General features: G+C 72.4%; 16 protein-coding genes. 12 read left to right on the top strand and 4 right to left on the bottom strand.

Annotated features, from left to right (window positions below):
• Positions 1 to 11: 11 nt before the first annotated feature.
• From AACH11_RS02150 to AACH11_RS02165, 4 genes are read left to right on the top strand one after another with little or no spacing between them, the layout of a single operon-like run.
• Positions 12 to 365 (top strand): sarcosine oxidase subunit delta, encoded by a 354-nt coding sequence (locus AACH11_RS02150; RefSeq protein ID WP_341372542.1) that lies wholly within the window; start codon positions 12 to 14, stop codon positions 363 to 365.
• The gene (locus AACH11_RS02155) at positions 362 to 3,370 is read left to right on the top strand and encodes a sarcosine oxidase subunit alpha family protein (RefSeq protein WP_341372543.1); all 3,009 of its coding nucleotides are present in this window, start codon (positions 362 to 364) and stop codon (positions 3,368 to 3,370) included. Before AACH11_RS02150 ends, AACH11_RS02155 begins: the two co-directional genes overlap by 4 nt.
• Complete coding sequence (locus AACH11_RS02160) at positions 3,360 to 4,016, top strand: sarcosine oxidase subunit gamma (RefSeq protein ID WP_341372544.1); 657 nt, start codon at positions 3,360 to 3,362, stop codon at positions 4,014 to 4,016. The genes AACH11_RS02155 and AACH11_RS02160 overlap by 11 nt, the downstream gene beginning before the upstream one ends.
• Positions 4,013 to 4,879, top strand: coding sequence for a formyltetrahydrofolate deformylase (locus AACH11_RS02165; RefSeq protein ID WP_341372545.1), 867 nt, complete (start codon positions 4,013 to 4,015; stop codon positions 4,877 to 4,879). The genes AACH11_RS02160 and AACH11_RS02165 overlap by 4 nt, the downstream gene beginning before the upstream one ends.
• 149 nt (positions 4,880 to 5,028) lie before the next feature.
• Here AACH11_RS02165 and AACH11_RS02170 read toward each other — a convergent pair whose 3' ends face one another.
• From AACH11_RS02170 to ychF, 3 genes are all read right to left on the bottom strand, one after another.
• Positions 5,029 to 6,723: a tetratricopeptide repeat protein gene (locus tag AACH11_RS02170; protein ID WP_341372546.1), complete on the bottom strand. Its 1,695-nt coding sequence runs from the start codon at positions 6,721 to 6,723 to the stop codon at positions 5,029 to 5,031.
• Between the two features lie 19 nt (positions 6,724 to 6,742).
• The gene (locus AACH11_RS02175) at positions 6,743 to 8,152 is read right to left on the bottom strand and encodes an ATP-binding protein (protein WP_341372547.1); all 1,410 of its coding nucleotides are present in this window, start codon (positions 8,150 to 8,152) and stop codon (positions 6,743 to 6,745) included.
• Between the two features lie 102 nt (positions 8,153 to 8,254).
• Complete coding sequence (ychF, locus tag AACH11_RS02180) at positions 8,255 to 9,349, bottom strand: redox-regulated ATPase YchF (protein ID WP_341372548.1); 1,095 nt, start codon at positions 9,347 to 9,349, stop codon at positions 8,255 to 8,257.
• A 139-nt stretch (positions 9,350 to 9,488) separates the two neighbouring features.
• Between ychF and AACH11_RS02185 the strand changes: the two genes are divergently transcribed.
• The 8 genes from AACH11_RS02185 (at position 9,489) to AACH11_RS02220 (ending at position 18,660) form a co-directional block, all read left to right on the top strand.
• The gene (locus AACH11_RS02185; protein ID WP_341372549.1) at positions 9,489 to 10,721 is read left to right on the top strand and encodes an FAD-dependent monooxygenase; all 1,233 of its coding nucleotides are present in this window, start codon (positions 9,489 to 9,491) and stop codon (positions 10,719 to 10,721) included.
• 56 nt (positions 10,722 to 10,777) lie between these two features.
• Positions 10,778 to 11,563 carry a DsbC family protein gene (locus AACH11_RS02190; protein ID WP_341372550.1) on the top strand — a complete coding sequence of 262 codons (786 nt, stop codon included), beginning with the start codon at positions 10,778 to 10,780 and terminating at the stop codon, positions 11,561 to 11,563.
• Positions 11,564 to 11,665: 102 nt separating this feature from the next.
• Complete coding sequence (locus AACH11_RS02195) at positions 11,666 to 12,115, top strand: DUF3429 domain-containing protein (protein ID WP_341372551.1); 450 nt, start codon at positions 11,666 to 11,668, stop codon at positions 12,113 to 12,115.
• 88 nt (positions 12,116 to 12,203) lie between these two features.
• Entirely contained in the window at positions 12,204 to 14,015 is a 1,812-nt protein-coding gene (locus AACH11_RS02200; RefSeq protein WP_341372552.1) for a M61 family metallopeptidase, read from the top strand.
• Positions 14,016 to 14,171: 156 nt separating this feature from the next.
• A complete protein-coding gene (locus AACH11_RS02205; protein ID WP_341372553.1) occupies positions 14,172 to 15,515 on the top strand; it encodes a DUF3108 domain-containing protein in 1,344 nt (447 codons plus the stop codon).
• A 196-nt stretch (positions 15,516 to 15,711) separates the two neighbouring features.
• Positions 15,712 to 16,032: a DUF485 domain-containing protein gene (locus AACH11_RS02210; RefSeq protein WP_341372554.1), complete on the top strand. Its 321-nt coding sequence runs from the start codon at positions 15,712 to 15,714 to the stop codon at positions 16,030 to 16,032.
• Between the two features lie 2 nt (positions 16,033 to 16,034).
• Positions 16,035 to 17,714 carry a cation acetate symporter gene (locus AACH11_RS02215; RefSeq protein WP_341372555.1) on the top strand — a complete coding sequence of 560 codons (1,680 nt, stop codon included), beginning with the start codon at positions 16,035 to 16,037 and terminating at the stop codon, positions 17,712 to 17,714.
• Positions 17,715 to 17,871: 157 nt separating this feature from the next.
• Positions 17,872 to 18,660 (top strand): enoyl-CoA hydratase, encoded by a 789-nt coding sequence (locus AACH11_RS02220; RefSeq protein WP_341372556.1) that lies wholly within the window; start codon positions 17,872 to 17,874, stop codon positions 18,658 to 18,660.
• 247 nt (positions 18,661 to 18,907) lie between these two features.
• Here the strand turns inward: AACH11_RS02220 and AACH11_RS02225 are convergent, their stop codons facing one another.
• Positions 18,908 to 19,543: a pyridoxamine 5'-phosphate oxidase family protein gene (locus tag AACH11_RS02225; protein ID WP_341372557.1), complete on the bottom strand. Its 636-nt coding sequence runs from the start codon at positions 19,541 to 19,543 to the stop codon at positions 18,908 to 18,910.
• Positions 19,544 to 19,717: the final 174 nt, after the last annotated feature.

Here is a 19,717-nt window from a genome sequence, read left to right on the forward strand (position 1 = left end):
ACTGACATTCCATGTTGCAGATCAAGTGTCCTTTTTGCGGCGTGCGAGCCGAGGCCGAGTTCAACTGCGGCGGTGAAGGCGGCATCACCCGCCCGCTGCAGACCGAGGGGCTGAGCGACGCGCAGTGGGGCGATTACGTCTTCATGCGCCACAACCCCAAGGGCGTGCACCACGAGCAGTGGCGCCATGCCAGCGGCTGCGGCCGCTGGTTCAACGCGCTGCGCGACACCATCAACTACCGCATCGTCGCCACCTGGCGGTGCGATGAGCCGGCGCCGGCCGAGGCCGCCGAGGCCATCGCCCATGCCGCGGCCGTGCGTCCGGACATGACCCCTTCCAAGACCCCGCAAGGAGCCCAGGCATGAGCGCCCGCCTGTCCCAGGGCGGCCGCATCGACCGCCGCCAGCCGCTGCGCTTCACCTTCAACGGCCGCGCCTACCAGGGCTTCCAGGGCGACACGCTCGCCTCGGCCCTGCTGGCCAATGGTGTCAGCATGATCGCCCGCAGCTGGAAGTACCACCGTCCGCGCGGCCTGCTGGCCGCCGGCGTGGAGGAGCCCAACGGCCTGGTCCAGCTGTTCGATGGCGACCGCACCGTGCCCAATGCCCGCATGACCGAGGTCATGCTGGTCGACGGCCTGACGGCGAAGTCGATCCATGCCAGCCCCAGCATCGAGTTCGACCTGCGCGCGGCCAACAACTGGTTCTCGCGCCTGCTGCCGGCCGGCTTCTACTACAAGACCTTCATGGCCTCGCTGGCGGCGTGGCACTACTTCGAGAAGCACATCCGCGCCGCCAGCGGCCTGGGTGAGTCGCCGACGCAGGATGATCCGGCGCTCTACGACAAGCAGTTCGTGCATGCCGAGCTGCTGGTCGTCGGGGGTGGCGCCGCCGGCCTGGCCGCCGCGCTGGCCGCCGCCCGCAGCGGCGCCCGCGTCATCGTCTGCGACGAGCAGGACGAGTTCGGCGGCTGGCTGCTGAGCGCCGGCGCCGACGACACCGTCGACGGCCGCGCACCGCTGGCCTGGCGCGACGCTGCGCTGGCCGAGCTGGCCGCCTGCCCCGAGGTCAAGCTGCTGCCGCGCACCACCGCCTTCGGCTACCAGGACCACAACCTGGTCACGCTGGTGGAAAAGCGCGCCGACCACCTCGCCCCCGGCCGTCAGCCGGTGATCCGCGAGCGCCTGTGGCGCGTGCGCGCTGGCCAGGTGGTGCTGGCCACCGGCGCCCATGAGCGCCCGCTGGTGTTCGCCCGCAACGACCTGCCCGGCATCATGCTGGCCGGCGCGGTGACCACCTATGTGCGCCGTTACGCGGTGCTGCCGGGCCGCAAGGCCGTGGTCTTCACCAACCACGACGGCGGCTACGAGGCGGCGCTGGCGCTGTCGGCCGCCGGGGCGGCGGTGCAGGTGGTCGATGCCCGACCGCAGCCCGAGGGTCCGCTGACCGTGCGGGCGCGGGCCAGCGGCATCGCCATCCACGCCGGCCAGGTCGTGGTCGAGGCCGTCGGTGGCAAGCGCATCAGCGGCGTCAAGGTGCAGGCGCTCGACGCGCAGGACCGCCTGGGCGGCGCATCGCGCAGCCTGTCGTGCGACCTGCTGGCCGTCTCCGGCGGCTTCAGCCCGGTCATCCACCTGCACAGCCAGAGCGGCAGCAAGGCGCGCTGGGACGAGGCGCTGGCCGCCTTCCTGCCCGGCACGCCGGTGCAGGCCGAGCGCTCGGCCGGCGCCTGCCGCGCGCTGCAGGGCCTGCAGGCCGCCGCCGATGACGGCCGCAGCGCCGCCGCGGCCGCGCTGCAGGCCGCCGGCATCGCGCTGCCGGCCGGCGTGAAGGCTGCCGGCCCGGCCCCGGCCAAGGCCGTCGGCGGCATCCGCGCGCTGTGGCTGGTGCCGCATCCGGCCGGCACCGCCCGTGCGCCCAAGCAGTTCGTCGATCTGCAGAACGACGTCGCCGCCTCCGACATCGAGCTGGCCGTGCGCGAGGGCTTCGAGTCCATCGAGCACGTCAAGCGCTACACGGCGATGGGCTTCGGCACCGACCAGGGCAAGACCGGCAACATCAACGGCATGGGCATCGCCGCCCGGGCGCTGGGCAAGGCCATCCCGCAGGTCGGCACCACCACCTTCCGGCCGAACTACACGCCGGTGACCTTCGGCCTGCTGGCCGGCATGGAACTGGGTGACGGCTTCGACCCGGTGCGGGTGACGCCGATGCACCCCTGGCACGTGCGCCACGGCGCCACGTTCGAGGACGTCGGCCAGTGGAAGCGCGCCTGGTACTTCCCGAAGCCGGGCGAGGACCTGCACGCCGCCGTGGCGCGCGAGGTCAAGGCCGTGCGCGAGCGCGTGGGCACGCTGGACGCGTCCACGCTGGGCAAGATCGACATCCAGGGCCCGGACGCGGCGACCTTCCTCAACTGGGTCTACTGCAACGCCTGGACCAAGCTCGAACCGGGCAAGTGCCGCTACGGCCTGATGCTCGACGAGAACGGCATGGTCTTCGACGACGGCGTCACCGTGCGCCTGTCCGAGAACCACTTCATGATGCACACCACCACCGGGGGCGCCGCCCGCGTGATGGCCTGGCTGGAGCGCTGGCTGCAGACCGAGTGGCCGCATCTGAAGGTCTACCTGACCTCGGTGACCGACCACTGGAGCACCACCGCCCTGGTCGGCCCCAAGAGCCGGGCCGTGCTGCAGGCGCTGTGCAAGGACGTCGACTTCGACGACCAGGCCTTCCCCTTCATGTCCTGGCGCGAGGGCACGGTGGCCGGCGTCAAGGCCCGCATCATGCGCATCAGCTTCTCGGGCGAGCGCAGCTACGAGGTCAACGTGCCGGCCGGTGACGGCCTGGCCGTCTGGGAGGCGATCCACGCCGCCGGCGCGCCCTACGGCATCACGCCCTACGGCACCGAGACCATGCACGTGCTGCGCGCCGAGAAGGGCTTCATCATCGTCGGCCAGGACACCGACGGCTCGATCACGCCGCACGACCTCGGCATGGGCGCCATGGTCACCAAGACCAAGGACTGCCTGGGCAAGCGCTCGCTGTCGCGCAGCGACACGGTGCGCGCCGACCGCAAGCAGCTGGTCGGCCTGCTGGCCGACGACCCGCAGTGCGTGCTGCGCGAAGGCGCGCAGATCCTGCTCGACGAGATGAAGAGCGTGCCGGCCAAGATGTCCGGCCACGTGACCTCCAGCTACATGAGCCCCACGCTGGGCCGCAGCATCGCGCTGGCCGTGGTGCGCGGCGGCCTGCAACGCATGGGTCAGCGCGTGCACGTGGCCACCCACGACGGCCGCACGATGACCGCCACCATCGCCTCCCCGGTGTTCTACGACCCGAAGAACGAGCGCCAGCATGCCGACTGACATCCTTGCCCGACCGGACGCCCGGTCTGCCCGTACCACCCGTGCCGCCCACACCACCGCCGCCCAGGCGCTGCACCGTCACTGGCTGCAGGACCTGGCCGTGCTGAACCTGCGCGGCGATCCGGCCGACGCCGGCTTCACCGGCGCGGTGGCCGCCACCCTCGGTGTGGCGCTGCCGCTGCAGGCCTGCACCACCACCGCCGGCACCGGCCCCTTCGGCGCGCTGCGCCTGGTGTGGGCCGGCCCGGACGACTGGTTCGTGCTGGCCGAGCCCGGCCGCGCGCCGGCCCTCGAAGCCGCGTTGCGCGCCGCGCTCGCCGGCCGCCACACCGCGGTGACCGATGTGTCCGGCGGTTATCACGTGCTGCAGCTGGCCGGTGCGCCGGTGCGCGAGGTGCTGGCCCAGGGCTGTCCGCTGGACCTGCATCCACGCGCCTTCCACCCCGGCCAGAGCGCCGGCACCATCTGGTTCAAGGCCTCGGTCTGGCTGTGGCGTCCGGTCGACGGCGACGCCGCACCGCTGCGCGGCCCGCAGGCCCCGGTGTTCGAACTGCTGGTGCGCCGCAGCTTCGCGCCCTACGTCGACCTGCTGCTGCAGCGCACGACGCTGGAGTGCGGGCTGGCCGGCGAAGGACCGCGTCCGTGAGCCGGCGCGCGATCCTGACGCTGGACGCGCCGAGCGCGCGCGGCCAGGTCGCCGCCGTGGCCACGCTGCTGGAGCGCCACGGCGCCTACATCGAGGCCTTCAACGTCTTCGACGACACGCTCAGCCAGCGCTTCTACCTGCGGGCGGTCTGCCGCCTGCCGGTGCCGGCGGTCGACGGCCCCGGCCTGGCCCCGCTGCGCGAGGAGCACGCCCGCCTGTGCGCCGACATGCGCGGCGCGGCCGGCGCGCTGCACGACATGGCGCAGCGCCCGCGCGTGCTGCTGATGGTCTCGCGCACCGACCACTGCCTGCGCGAGCTGATCGCCCAGTGGCGGCACGGTGATCTGGCGATGGACATCGCCGGCGTGGTCTCCAACCATGCCGACCTGGCCCCGCTGGTCGCCGCCGAGGGCCTGCCGTACCACCACATCCCGGTGACGGTCGACACCAAGCCGCAGGCCGAGGCCGCACTCGAGCGGCTGATCGCCGACGAGCAGGTCGAGTTCGTCGTCCTCGCCCGCTACATGCAGGTGCTGTCGGAGGACTTCTGCACCCGCCATGCCGGCCGGGTGATCAACATCCACCACAGCTTCCTGCCGGGCTTCAAGGGCGCGCGGCCCTACGCCCAGGCCCATGCCCGCGGCGTCAAGCTGATCGGCGCCACCGCCCACTTCGCCACCGCCGATCTGGACGAGGGGCCGATCATCGAGCAGGAGCTCGAACGGGTGGACCACGGCCACAGCCCCGAGGCCCTGCAGTCCACCGGCCGCCACATCGAGAGCCTGGTGCTGTGCCGGGCACTGCGCGCGCTGATCGAGCGCCGCGTGTTCGTCAACGGCTTGCGGACGGTGGTGCTGGCCTGAGCGGCCGCGAGGCTCTCCACACTCGACGCCAGTCACTGGCCGTTGGTGCTGGTTCCCGGTCAAGGCGGTGCGGCCGGACCTCGCGCACTCTCCGCTGATCGTCGACTGTCGGCCGCCGCTCAGGCCGCGGATGCGACGGTTGTGCTCACTCAGGTCGTGCCATCGGTTGGTAGCTCGTCGGTGATCGGTCGACCGAATGCCGACGCGTAGAGCCTCTCGATCAGGAGGGCTTCCGGCAGGCGCAGGCGCTGTGCCTCGGCGTCGGCTGAGCGCAGCAGTCGGGCGGCTTCAGCGTGGTCAGGCCCGGACGCACGCAGCAGCAGGGTCAAGGCCAGCTTGGCGCTGCCGACCAGCAGCTCGCGCCGGTCGCCCAGCTTCTCGTAGACCGGCAGCTCGTCCTCGCGCCGGATGCGCAGCGCCTCATCGAGCTCGCCGCGGTCGTGCAGCACGTCGGCGATCTTGCCCATCGTCACCGCCCGCTCGCGCTGGTCGCCCAGCTTCTCGAAAGCCGGCAGCACATCCTCGCGCTGGATGCGCAGCGCCTCATCGAGCTCGCCGCGGTCCTGCAGCACGTCGGCGATCTTGCCCATCGTCACCGCCCGCTCGCGCTGGTCGCCCAGCTTCTCGAAAGCCGGCAGCACATCCTCGCGCTGGATGCGCAGCGCCTCATCGAGCTCGCCGCGGTCCTGCAGCACGTCGGCGATCCTGCTCATCGTCACCGCCCGCTCGCGCGGGTCGCCCAGCTTCTCGTAGACCGGAAGCTGAACCTCGCGCCGGATGCGCAGCGCCTCATCGAGCTCGCCGCGGTCCTGCAGCACGTTGGCGATCTTGCCCATCGTCACTGCCCGCGAGCGCTGGTCGCCCAGCTTTTCGAAAGCCGGCATTACATCCTCGCGCAGGATGCGCAGCGCCTCATCGAGCTCACTTCGATCCCGTAGCACGTCGGCGATCTTGCCCAGATTGATGGCCTGCTCGCGCGGGTCGTCCAGTGCCTTCAGCAGGTCCGCCTGCGCGCCACGGCGCCACTGCAGCGCAGCGTCCCACTCTCCGATCGACGCGTACAGGTCGGCCAGCTCGTCGATCAGTGCGACCCGCGGGGCCGAGGCCGGCTGCAGCTCGGTGGCGGTCAGGTGCCGGGTCAGCTCCGCGATGCGGGCGCGTCGTTGCTCGGCGCTGCGGTTGTCACCGGCCCGTCTGGCGTTGAAGGGCATGGGCGTGATCGCGAGCGCCGGCTCGGCCGGAGCGGCCAGGTCAGCGAAGCGGTGCACCCCGCTGCGCCAGGACCACAGGTCCGGCGCCAGTGCCACCCAATCGCGCAGTTGGGCGTTGCGCAGCCACACCACCACGGGCACCGGCACCGTCTGGGCAAAGGCATCCCGCCGCAGGTTGGCGGCGTGCAGGCGGGCTTCGGTGGGGGCGCGTTCCAGTGGATCCAGCCAGGTCTCCAGGCCCGTCAGTTGCAGCAGCGGGGCCTGGTGGGCGGCCTCGGCCAGGTCGTGTTCCAGCGCTAGCCAGTCGACCTGCCCAGGCCCGGCCGACAGCTGCAGCGCAGCGGGCCAGACCTGCTGCAGGGCGCCGGCCAGTTGCGCGCGGTGGCGCAGGTCGTCCACCACGGCGATTTCCAGGCGCCAGCGGCCTCGGCCGACGGCGGCCATCAGATCGCGGCCCAGGCGGCGGAACGGGGCTTGCCAGACGACGGGCAGCGCCGCGGTGGCGCGCTGCAGACGGCCGTCGGCTTCCGTTTCCAATTCGGCCTCGGCCTGGACGCTATCCGGGCGTTCGGCGAGGCCGGCGCCCTCGGTGGTCAGCGCTGGCGCCTGTGCTGGCCCGTTCAGTGGGTCCACCGGCCGTTCCCGTGTGCGTTCAGGCCTTGGCGGCCGCGGCAGGAGAACCGTCCGCCGTGCTCGCCGCGGCCGCGGCCCGCTGATAGCCCTGCAGCAGCGTGATCACCGGATGGGGCAGGCGCCAGCTGCCGGTGTTGTATTCCAGCAGGGCGCTGCGTTCCACCAGCATGGTGATGGTGTCGCTGGTGCCGGTGTTGTCGGGGTCGCGCATGGCGGCGGCCAGCACCGGGTAGTGGTCGGCGTGCAGCCAGTCGCGGTAGTCGTAGGCCAGCTCCTGGGCGGCGGCGTCCACATCGGCGCGTCGCAGCGTCGGCGTCTCCGCGCTGGCACACGCGTAGTTCAGCAGGCGCAGCGCATCGCGCAGGTGGCCGCCGGACCAGGTGATCAGCGCATCCAGCGCCGCCAGGTCCTCGAACAGGCTGTGGTGGCAGCGCTTGAGCACGATGGCGCGCAGCGTGCGGTAGGCCGCCTCCCGGCGGCTGCGTCCGGCCGAGAACTCGTGCAGCTTGATCATCGGCAGCACGATGGTCTCGAACAGGTCCAACCGCGCGCCGCAGGATTTCAGGGCCATGGGCACGGTGTAGACCGCGATGGCGTTGACCATGACCAGCTGGTTGGCATCCTCGACGAACAGCCGGCGCCAGTCGTCGCCCTTGAAGCGGTCCGTGCCGTCGATGGCGAACAGCACCCGCTGGCCCCTGCCCAGTGCCTGCAGCTGCTCGGTGACCTCGGCCACCAGCAGGTTCATGGCGCCGACGAACTCGGCATACGTGTTCTGCACCACCGTGCGCAGCGTGTCGCGGTGGGTGCTGCCGAACCGGATCGTGGACGTGAACTTGGCGAGCAGCTTGCCCACGAACGGAATGCCGCCGCCGACCTCGGCTTCGCTCTGGACACTGGCGTTGAGGTCCTGCAGGGACTCGCTGACCAGCACCCGCTCGCTGAACCAGTTGCGCAACCGGTTCAGCACCACGTCGCTGACCGGGATCTGCTCGGCCTGCAGCTGTGCCACCAGGCGCTCGGCCACCGCCAGCCAGACGTCGCTGTAGCGGGCGTCGCTGGGGTCGATCATGTTCAGCAGGTCCACCCGCACCACCCAGTAGCGGTCGGGGTGGTGCAGCTGGTGGCACAACTGGGTCAGTTCGGTGCTCTTGCCGCAGCCCACATGGCCGAAGAACAGCACATGCTTGCCCTGCTGCGGCGGGGCGAATTCGCCGGTGGCCCGGTTGTAGTTGAAGCGGCTGTGGAAGCGGTGCTCGAACTGCTCGGCGCGCGCCTGCGTCGTGGACTCGTAGCGCGGATCGTCCAGCGCCAGGGATTGCTGGTAGTTGATGGCGGCGTTGACGGCCATCAGTGACCGGGGCGCTGCCTCCAGGGCCGCGCGCATCGCATCGGAGGGCGCTGGAAACAGGGTCTCGATGGTCAGCATGTCAGGCGGGGCGGCGGTCGGAAGTCGGCGTCGGCATGACGTCCGGCGGCCCAGTCTATGCCGCCGGAGCGGGGAAGGCCGCGGACGCGGCCCCCACCATCGTCAGACGTTGAACAGGAAGTTCATCACGTCGCCATCCTTGACGACGTAGTCCTTGCCTTCGGCGCGCATCTTGCCCGCGTCCTTGGCGCCCGCCTCGCCCTTGCAGGCGATGAAGTCCTCGAAGGCGATGGTCTGGGCGCGGATGAAGCCGCGTTCGAAGTCGCCGTGGATCACGCCGGCGGCCTGCGGGGCGGTGTCGCCGATGCGGATGGTCCAGGCGCGCACTTCCTTCACGCCGGCGGTGAAGTAGGTCTGCAGGCCCAGCAGCTTGAAGCCGGCGCGGATCAGGCGGTTCAGGCCCGGCTCGTCCTGGCCCATCTCGGCCAGGAACATCGCGCGGTCCTCGTCCTCCATCTCGGAGAGCTCGGACTCGGTCTTGGCGCAGATGGCGACGACCTCGCCCTTCTGGGCCGCCGCGTACGCGCGCAGGCGGTCGAGGAAGGGGTTGTTCTCGAAGCCGGTCTCCGACACGTTGCCGACGAACATCGCCGGCTTGGCGGTGATCAGGCACAGCGGCTTGAGGATGACCAGCTCTTCCTTGCTGAAGTCGATCGAGCGCACCGGCTGGGCCTGGTCGAGCGCGGCCTGGCACTTCTCCAGCACCTTGACCAGGGCGGCGGCTTCCTTGTCGTTGCCCGAGCGCGCGGCCTTGGTGTAGCGGTGCAGGCTCTTCTCGACCGTGCCCAGATCGGCCAGGCAGAGCTCGGTCTGGATCACCTCGATGTCGGCGATCGGGTCGACCTTGCCGGAGACGTGGATGACGTTGTCGTCCTCGAAGCAGCGCACCACGTTGACGATGGCGTCGGTCTCGCGGATGTGGCTGAGGAACTGGTTGCCCAGGCCTTCGCCCTTGGAGGCGCCCGCCACCAGGCCGGCGATGTCGACGAACTCGACGATGGCCGGCACCACGCGCTCGGGCTTGACCACCTCGGACAGCGCCGTCAGGCGGGGATCGGGCACCTCGACCACGCCGACGTTGGGCTCGATCGTGCAGAAGGGGTAGTTCTCGGCCGCGATGCCGGCCTTGGTCAGCGCGTTGAAGAGGGTGGACTTGCCGACGTTGGGCAGGCCCACGATGCCGCATTTGAGGCTCATGGCAGGCTTTCGGGCGTGTTCGGGACATCCTGCGTGGCGTGCGCGGCCCGAGCCGGGCGCAGCGAGGGCAGGATCTGGACGGAAAACCCGGGATTCTAGGCGCCGTCGCCGGGTCATCCGGGCTTTCTACAATGGCCCGATGACGTCCTGTGATGTGTGCATCCGTGGGGCCGGCGCCGTCGGCCTGGCGCTGGCGCTGGCGCTCTCGCGCCAGGGGCTGCGTGTGGGTCTGGTGCCGGCGGCTTCCGCTGCGGGCAGCGGTGGCGGGGGGGGCGCGGGCCTGGCCGAGCCGACCGCCCCCGATCTGCGCACCTGGGCGCTGAACCGCCAGGCGCGTGCGCTGCTGCAGCAGCTCAAGGTCTGGGACGCGCTGCCGGCCGACGCGGTGACCGCGGTCGAGGACATGGCCGTGGCCGGCGATGCCGAGGGCGCGCGCATCGGCTTCTCGGCCTGGCAGCAGGGCGTGGACGCGCTGGCCTGGATCGTCGATGCCGGCGAGCTGGAGCGCGCGCTGCGCGCGGCCGTGCGCTTCGCCCCCCATGTGGCCGTGCTGCCGGCCGATGCCCGGGTGCGGGTGCCGGGGCTGGCGCGGCCGGTCGGGCCGGCGGGTGAAGGTGAGGGCGGCGCCACGGCGGCGGCCGGTCCGCGGGTCGAGGCCGCTCTGCTGGTGCTGGCCGAGGGCAAGGATTCGGCCGGTCGGGCGGCGCTCGGTGTCGGCTTCGAGCGCCACGGCTATGGCCAGAGCGCGCTGGCGGCCCGTCTGCAGGCCGAGCGGCCGCACGGTGGCCTGGCCCGTCAGTGGTTCCAGTCGCCCGACGTGCTGGCGCTGCTGCCCTTCGACCGGCCGCAGCCGGGCCAGGGCTACGGCCTGGTCTGGTCGCTGCCGCCCGAGCGGGCGGCGGAGCTGGCCGCGGCCGATCCGGCCGCCTTCGAGGCCGCGTTGATGGAGGCCACCGGCGGTGCGGCCGGCCCGCTGCGCCTGGTCGGCGAGCGTGCGGTCTGGCCGCTGGCCATCGGCCATGCCCGCCCGGTCTGCGGCGCGGGCTGGGTGCTGGTCGGCGATGCCGCGCACCAGGTCCATCCGCTGGCCGGCCAGGGCCTGAACCTGGGGCTGGCCGACGTCAGCGCGCTGGCGGCCGTGCTGGCCGCGCGCGAGCCGTGGCGCGCGCTGGGCGATGAACGCCTGTTGCGCCGCCATGAGCGCGCGCGTGCCTGGCCGGTGACGGCCATGGCCGGCCTGACCGACGGCCTGCAGCGCCTGTTCGCCCTGCCGGGCGCCGCGCCGAAGGAACTCCGCAACCGCGGCCTGACTCTGCTGGACCGTCTGGCGCCGCTCAAGCGCGTGCTGGCCGGCCAGGCCTTCGGCGACTGAACCCGGCGCCCGTCGCCGACCTCCGATCCCCCACCGCGGCTCCGCCGCCTCCACCGATGCGCACCTCGTCTGTCCCCCGCCCGGCCTGTCACGGCCCGGTTTCCCGTGCGCGGCGCGCGCTGTCGGCGACCGGCCTGCTGGCGGCCGCCGTGCTGGCGCTCGGCGCCGCACCGGCGCATGCCGACGAGGCCGCCATCCGCAAGGCGCTGGCCGAGCGCCTGCCCAACCTGCCCAGGATCGACGAGGTCAGCAAGACGCCGATCCCCGGCCTCTACGAGGTGCGCATCGGCACCGAGCTGGTCTACGCCGACGAGAACGGCAACCACATCCTGCAGGGCAACCTGATCGACACCCGCACCCGCGCCGATCTGACCCAGGCCCGCGTCGACAAGCTGACGGCCATCGACTTCGACCGCCTGCCGCTGAAGGACGCCTTCGTCATCCGCCAGGGCAGCGGCGCGCGCAAGCTGGTGGTGTTCTCGGACCCCAACTGCGGCTACTGCAAGCGGCTGGAGAAGGACCTGCTGGCGCTGAAGGACGTCACGATCTACACCTTCCTCTACCCGATCCTGGGCGCCGACAGCACGGCCAAGTCGCGCGACATCTGGTGCGCCAAGGATCCGGGCAAGACCTGGCGTGGGTGGATGATCGACGGCGAGACGCCGACCAAGGCCATGGGCAACTGCGATGTCGCCGCTGTCCAGCGCAATGTCGAGCTGGGCCGCAAGTACCGTGTGCAGGGCACGCCGGCGGTGGTCTTCGAGGACGGCAGCCGCGCGCCCGGCGCGATTCCGGCCGCGCAGATCGAGAGCCGCCTGGCGGCCGCGGCCAAGAAGAGCTGAGGCCGCGGCACGGCGGTCGCGCTGCGGTGACAATCGCGCGGTCCCGTGACGTCCGGCCCCGTGCCGTGGCGCCGCGCCCCTGAAGTCCGTCCGCCCGCGTCCATGTCCTCGTCCGTCGCCGAGTTCCATCCCCCGTTGACCGACACCGCCCGCCAGCTCGGCCTGGCCGGTCTGGTGCCCTTCGTGATCGGCGCGCTGCTGATCTGGGTCGTCGACGAGCGGGCCCATCCCTACGCCACCCATCTGCTGTCGGCCTACGGCGGGGTCATCGTGTCCTTCCTCGGCGGCATCTACTGGGGGCTGGGCCTGCGCATGCAGGCGCCGCCGGCCTTCGTCTTCGTCTGGGGCGTCGTGCCCTCGCTGGTGGCCTGGGTCGGCGTGATGATGCCGCCCAGCGCCGGCCTGGCGCTGCTGGGCTTCATGCTGGTGATCTGCTATCTGGTCGACCGCCGCCACTATCCGGTGCTGGGCATCGGCCACTGGCTGACGCTGCGCTTCCGCCTGACGGCGGTGGCGGCCTTCAGCTGCTTCCTCGGCGCGGCCGGGACCTGAGCCCGCCGCCGGAGCCGACCTCGCGCCCACCGTCCGCCGTGGCCGCCGGTCGCGGCCGGATCCCCGTCCCCGCCGCCCAGGAGCCCTGATGCCCGCCGTGCGCCACCACGTCGAGATCGACGATCTGCACACCCACCACTGGCGCGTCACGCTGACGCTGGAGGCGCCGGCGGCCGAGCAGGAGGTCAGCTTTCCGGTCTGGATTCCCGGCAGCTACCTGGTGCGCGAGTTCGGCCGCCACCTGAGCGACCTGACGGCCAGCCAGGGCGGCCAGCCGCGCGCCGTCGAGCAGCTCGACAAGGCGCGCTGGCGCGTGCGCTGCCGCGGCCGTGGCGCGCTGGTGCTGCGCTACCGCGTCTATGCCTACGACAACTCGGTGCGGGCCAGCTGGCTCGACGCCTGGCGCGGCTTCTTCAACCCGACCAGCCTGCTGCTGCTGGCCGAGGGCCGGCGCGACGAGCCCCAGGCGCTGACGCTGGGCCGCCTGCCCGCCGGCTGGGAGGTGGCCACCGCGATGCCGCCGGCCCCGGCTGAATCCGCCGCCACCGCCCGCAGCGCGCCGGCCCGCGGCCGCCGGGCGGCGGCTGTCCAGGTCGGCGACCTGCCGCCCCAGGGCTGGCTGTGCGCCGACTACGACGAGCTGGCCGACCACCCGGTCGAGCTCGGCAGCTTCTGGCGCGGCCGCTTCACCGCGGGCGGCGTGCCGCACGAGTTCGTCGTCGCCGGTGCGAAGCCGCGCTTCGACGGCGAGCGCCTGCTGCGCGACGTGCAGAAGATCTGCGAGGCCCAGATCCGTTTCTGGCACGGCGACGAGGCCCCGCCGTTCGAGCGTTACGTGTTCCTGCTCAACGCGGTCGAGGACGGCTACGGCGGGCTGGAGCACCGCGCCAGCACCGCACTGATCTGCAACCGCCGCGACCTGCCCGTGGCCGAGACCGATGCCGCGGCCGAAGGCTACGTGACGCTGCTGGGCCTGATCAGCCACGAGTACTTCCACACCTGGAACGTCAAGCGGCTGAAGCCGGCCGAGTTCGCCCGTTATGACTACGGCGCCGAGAACTACACCGAGCTGCTGTGGTTCTTCGAGGGCTTCACCTCCTACTACGACGACCTGTTCCTGCGCCGCTGCGGGCTGATCGACGCACCGCACTACCTGAAGCTGATCGCGCGCACCGTCAATGCGGTGGCCGCCGTGCCGGGCCGCCGCGTACAGAGCGTGGCCCAGGCCAGTTTCGACGCCTGGACCAAGTACTACCGCCAGGACGAGAACACCCTCAACGCGACCGTCAGCTACTACCAGAAGGGCGCGCTGGTGGCGCTGGCCTTCGACCTGCTGCTGCGCCGCCACGGCGGCACGCTCGACGACGCGATGCGTGCGCTGTGGGCGTCCAGCCAGGGCGGCCCGGTCACCGAGGCCGACATCGTCGCCGCCTTCGAGGCCCAGGCCGGCCGGCCGCTGGCCGACGAGGTGGCGGCCTGGGTGCACGGCACGGCCGAGCTGCCGCTGGCCGAGCTGCTGGCCGAGCAGGGCGTGGACCTCGGCCATGAGCGCCGGCCCTGGACGGCCGCGCTCGGCCTGAAGCTGGCCGAAGGCCCCTTGTCGGGCGTGCAGGTCAAGCAGGTGGCCGCCGGCAGCGCGGCCGCGCGGGCCGGTCTGGCCGTCGGCGACGAGCTGCTGGCGGTCGACGGCTGGCGCGTGCGCCGCTTCGAGGACAGCCTGGCCTGGACCGGCCGCGATCAGCCGGTGCGCCTGCTGCTGGCGCGCGACCAGCGCATCCACGAATGCCGGCTGCAGCCGCCGGCCGCGGACGACGCGGCCCGCCGGCAGGCGACGCTGAAGCTGGCCGACAAGCCGGGCCGGGCGCTGGCGCGGCGTCGCCGTGACTGGATCGACGCCTGAATCGGCGCCGGACGCCGGGTCGGCCGCTGAAGCGGGATGGCCGTGCCGGATCCGGTGAGCCCGGCCGGTGCCGCTGATGGGCCCGTGCGCGTGGCATCCGGCGGCGCTGTGCCTGTGCCTGTGCCGCGGCGGCGCGGCTGGCCGCTGCCGCTCGCCTTGACGCTGCTGGTGGCCGGGCTGCACGGCCTGCTGCTGGCCGGCGCCTGGAACGGCGGGCCCGACGCGGGCGGCCTGCCGCCGGCCATGGACCTGCGCTACAGCGTCGCGCTGCGGCCCGTCGACGCCGCGACCCCGGTGGCCGAGGACGTGCCGGCCGCAGCACCCGTGCCGGTCGCGGTGGCCGCCGTCGTCGCGCGACCGGCCTCGGCGCCGGCGTCCGCACCGGCGCCGGAGCGCGAGGTGGCCAGCGCGCCGCAGGCGGCCAGCGACGTCGCCCAGGCCGCCAGCCAGGCCGCGGTGGACCTCGCGGTGGCAGCGTCCGCATCCCCCGTGGCAGCGGAGGCGTCCGTCGAGGCCGGGCCGATCCATCCGACCGTGACCGTGACCGTGACCGCGGCCCAGGGCGCCGCGGTGCCGGCCTCCGCCACGGCCGTCGCACCGGTCGCCGCGGCGACCCGCGCCAGTGCCAGTGCCAGTGCCAGTGCCAGTGCCAGTGCCGCGGCCTCCGCCTCCGCCTCCGTCACCCTGGCCGCGGCCCTGCCGCCAACGGTCGAGCGCGGTCCGGCGCGCAGCGCCGCCGATCCGCTGGCGCCGGCCGCCTCTGCCTCTGCCTCTGCCTCGGCCTCTGCCACGGCCTCTGCCACGGCCACGGCCACGGCCACGGCCACGGCCGCCCCGGTCGGCCTCTGGCCGCCGTCGACCCGCCTGCAGTTCGACCTCGAAGGCTGGTACCGCGGCGAGCTGACCGGCAGCGCCCAGGTCGACTGGCAGCGCGAGGGCGGCCGCTACCAGGTGCGCATGCGCACGGCGATCGGCCCGGTGCTCTCGCGCGAGATCGTCAGCGAGGGCGAGCTGACGGCCGAGGGCCTGCGGCCGCGCCACTTCAGCGGCCAGCAGAAGGTGATGTTCCGCTCGCCGCGGCGCTGGGAGATCGCCTTCGAGGCCGACGGCGTGCGCACCGTCGACGGCCGCCATCACCCGGCGCCGCCCGGTCTGCAGGACGAGGCCAGCCAGTTCGTGCAGTTGACCTGGCTGCTGCGCCGCCATCCGCAGTGGTTGCAGCCGGGGCGCCAGATCCACCTGCCGCTGGTGATCAGCCGCCGCGTCGAGCCCTGGACCTACGAGGTGCAGCCACCGCAGACGCTGCAACTGCCCTTCGGCCCGGTCGAGGCCTGGCTGCTGAAGCCACGGCGCGAGGCCGGCGGCGGCGACATGACGGCCCAGGTCTGGATCGCCCCGGCTCTGCAGCACCTGCCGGTGCGCATCCGCATCCACCACGGCAGCGAGTCCTGGGCCGATCTGACGCTCTCCCGGCTGCCGGAGCAGGCGCTCGGGCGTTGAGCCCGGCCTGCGGGCGGCGTGTCGTGGGCCTGCGCGGCGCGCCCAGGCCCGGCCCCGGCCCCGCGCGCACATCGCCGCCGCCCCTGACGTCAGTCTGACGCGGCAGGCCATGTCCTGCCGGCGCGCTGCCGCGTTCAGTTTCGTGCCATCGCGCTGCGGATCATGGCGGGCATTCCATCCGCACAGGAGACATGGCATGTCCGCCGACACCACGCGCCGCATCCAGGCGCATCCACTGTTCGCGACCCTGGTCGCGCAACGCCGCCGCTGGTCCGTCGTGCTGACGCTCAGTGTGATGGGCCTGTTCTACGGCCTGGTGCTGCTGGTGGCCTTCGAGCCGTCGGTGATGGCGGTGCGGCTCGGCGAGGGCTCGATGCTGACGCTGGGCGTGGCGCTGATCTTCAGCCTGTTCGCGCTGTTCTGGCTGCTGACCGCGCTCTACGTGCGTCAGGCCAACACCCGCTTCGACGCGCTCAACCGCGCGCTGCTCGACGCCGCCCGCGACGGGGGCCGCTGATCATGGACGTCCGCACCGTCTTTCCGCGGGCCATCGGCCTGGCGACCGCCGCCGTGGCCGCTGCCCCGGCCTGGGCCGGCCCGGCCGTCGAGGCCGGCGCCAAGCAGCCCCTCAATCTGCACGCCATCGCGATGTTCTGCGCCTTCGTCGCGCTGACGATGGGCATCACCGCCTGGGCCTCGGGCCGCACCCGCTCGGCGGCCGATTTCTACACCGCCGGCGGCGGCATCACCGGCTTCCAGAACGGCCTGGCGATCGCCGGCGACTACATGTCGGCGGCCACGCTGCTGGGCCTGACGGCGCTGGTCTACGGCTCGGGCCTGGACGGCTACATCTACGCCTTCTGCTTCTTCGCCGGCTGGCCGATCATCCTGTTCATGATGGCCGAGCGCCTGCGCAACCTGGGCCGTTTCACCTTCGCCGACATCACCGCCTACCGGCTCGACCAGGGCCGCGTGCGCACGATGGCCTCGATCGGCTCGTTGACGGTGGTGTGCTTCTACCTGATTGCGCAGATGGTCGGTGCCGGCCAGCTGATCCGGCTGCTGTTCGGCCTCGACTACGCGGTGGCGGTGGTGGCCGTCGGCGCGCTGATGATGGTCTACGTGATCAAGGGCGGCATGCTGGCCACGACCTGGGTGCAGATCATCAAGGCCTGCATGCTGATGGCCGGCGGCACGCTGGTGGCGGTGCTGGCGATGAGCCGCTTCGGCTTCAGCTACACCGAGCTGGTCGAGCGCGCGGTGGCCGCCCACAAGGACGGCTGGAAGATCCTGAGCCCGGGCAAGCTGATCAGCGACCCGGTCACCGCCGTCTCGCTGGCGCTGGGCCTGATGTTCGGCACCGCCGGCCTGCCGCACATCCTGATGCGCTTCTTCACCGTCACCGACGCGAAGGAAGCGCGCAAGTCGGTGCTCTACGCGTCGGGCTTCATCGCCTACTTCTTCAACGTCATCTTCCTGATGGGCCTGTGCGCGATCCTGATCGTCGGCCAGGACGGCGCCTTCTTCGAGGGTGGCCAGGCCGGTGGCAAGCTGCTGGGCGGCGGCAACATGGTGGCCATGCACCTGGCCAAGGCGGTGGGGGGTGATCTGCTGCTGGGCTTCCTGGCGGCGGTGGCCTTCGCCACCATCCTGGCGGTGGTGGCCGGTCTGGCGCTGGCCGGTGCCTCGGCCATCTCGCACGATCTGTATGCCCGCGTGATCAAGAAGGGCCAGGCCGACGAGGCGGCCGAGATGCGCGTCTCGCGCTGGGCCACGCTGGCGCTCGGCGTGGTGGCGGTGACGCTCGGCATCCTGTTCGAGAAGCAGAACGTGGCCTTCATGGTCGGTCTGGCCTTCGGCATCGCGGCCTCCAGCAACTTCCCGGTGCTGATCCTGTCGATGTACTGGCCGGGGCTGACCACGCGGGGCGCATTGGCTGGCGGTTATGTCGGTCTGTTCACGGCGGTGGCGCTGGTGGTGGCGAGCAAGTCGGTGTGGGTCAACGTGCTGGGCCATGCGGCGCCGGTGTTCCCGTACGAGCAGCCGGCGCTGTTCTCGATGCCGCTGGCTTTCGTCGTCTGCTGGCTGGTGTCGGTGAGCGACCGCAGCCTGTCGGCGCGGGCCGAGCGCGCGGCCTTCGGTGAGCAGTTCGTGCGGGCGCAGACCGGGCTGGGTGCGGCCGCCGCCTCGTCGCACTGAGTGGTCGCATCGAGCGAGACCCGGGCCGGGCGCGCGCCCGGCCTGGGTTAGATTGCGGATCGTCAGGCCCGGACCGGCCCCTGCAGGGGATCGTTCCGGGCCGCTTCATCCGCCCTGCCGGTCGACGAGGCCGGCGTCGACATTCCTGGAGCCCGCGATGACCTACGAGACCCTGATCGTCACCACCGAAGGTGAGGGCAGCCGCCGCACCGGCCTGATCCGCCTGAATCGCCCGAAGGCGCTGAACGCGCTCAACGACACGCTGATGGACGAGCTGGGCACGGCGCTCAAGGCCTTCGATGCCGACGCGGGCATCGGCGCGATCGTGATCACCGGCAGCGAGAAGGCGTTCGCGGCCGGGGCCGACATCGGCGTGCTGGCGCAGCACGATTTCGTCAAGGCCTACACGCGCGATCTGGTGACGCGCAACTGGGAGACGATCCGTTCGATCCGCAAGCCGGTGATCGCGGCGGTGGCCGGTTTCGCGCTCGGCGGGGGCTGTGAGCTGGCGATGATGTGCGACATGGTGATCGCGGCGGACACGGCGAAGTTCGGTCAGCCGGAGATCAAGCTGGGCATCATTCCGGGGGCCGGTGGCACGCAGCGTCTGCCGCGCGCGGTGGGCAAGGCCAAGGCGATGGATCTGGTGCTGACGGGCCGCATGATGGGTGCCGAGGAGGCCGAGCGTGCGGGTCTGGTCAGCCGGGTGGTGGCGGCCGACCAGCTGCTGGCGGAGGCGCTGGAGGCGGCCACGATCATCTGCAACCTGGGTACGGCCAGTGTGCTGGCGGCCAAGGAATGCGTGAACCGGGCCTATGAGGGTGGCTTGTCGGACGGCGTGATGTTCGAGCGCCGGATGTTCCAGGCGCTGTTCGGCACGCCCGACCAGGTCGAGGGCATGGACGCGTTCCTGAACAAGCGGCCGGCGGTGTTTCCGCGGGGGTGATCGGTGTGCCCGCCGGCCGGTCGTGGTTGGGGTTCCTGGTGACCGGGGGCGCTGACGACGTGGGCTGAGGCTCGGTGGCTGGCTGGTGGGGCTGTGGGGCTGTCGGACTGGCGGCGGTCTGTGCGTGCGACACCCGACGGCTGGCCGTCCGCCTCCGTGTCCCGTGCCGCGCTCGGTCAACATCATCCCCATCGAAGCCGGGCCGCCGGTTGCACCGCTGCCGTGGCTCGCCGGTCCGTCGAAGAGGTCACGGCGTCAGCCACACCCCGTCGCCCGCGGCGTCGAAGCAGGCCCGGCGGTGGCCGGCGGCGTGCAGCTCCAGCCAGTCGATGGACTGCACCAGGCCCTGCAGCACGGCGAAGTGGTGGCGCTGGGCGCCGGCGGGTGAGGGCGGGGCGCCGCCGACCGGCGCGCCGGGGGGCAGCGGCGACAGGTAGTCGCGCGCGGCGGGGCTGGCGCGCAGCCGGACCCAGCGCGAGGTGACGGCCAGGCCGTCGTCCTGCACCTGCATGGCCAGGCGGATGCGCAGCTGCCAGCCGAGCGCCGGTGACCAGCACACCAGCCGGCCCTGCGGCCGGGCCTGCAGCTGCAGCACCTTGGCCGAGCGGGCGTCGGTGTAGAGGGTCAGCTGGCGGGCGGCGGGCTGCACCTCGCGCAGCACGAGGGTGCGGGCGTCGGGCAGGCCGTCGGCGTCGGCGGTGGCCAGCACCGGGGTGCGCCAGACGTGGCTGCGGTCCTGCGCGGCCAGCGCCAGCTGCTGCCAGATCGCGGTGTGGATCTCGGCCAGTGTGCGCAGGCGGGCGTCGGGGGCTGGCGCTGCGGGGGCATCGTCCGGCGCGTCAGGCGCGGACGGATCGATCGAACGGGAGGTCGGTTCGGTCACGGAAACGGGGCAGTGCCGCGGCGTGTCGCCGCGTCGCCGGGCCGGTGCTGCGCGCATGGCCGGCATGGTGAGCGTCCTGCGCCCGGGGGTCTACTGCCAATGACCCGCGGGCGCGGCTTGAGCGGGCTCAAGCCCGGGCGGCGGCGGTGCGCCGCGCGGCCCGGGTCAGAGCCC

This window comes from Pseudaquabacterium rugosum (assembly GCF_038066575.1).
Classification (GTDB): domain Bacteria; phylum Pseudomonadota; class Gammaproteobacteria; order Burkholderiales; family Burkholderiaceae_C; genus Pseudaquabacterium; species Pseudaquabacterium rugosum.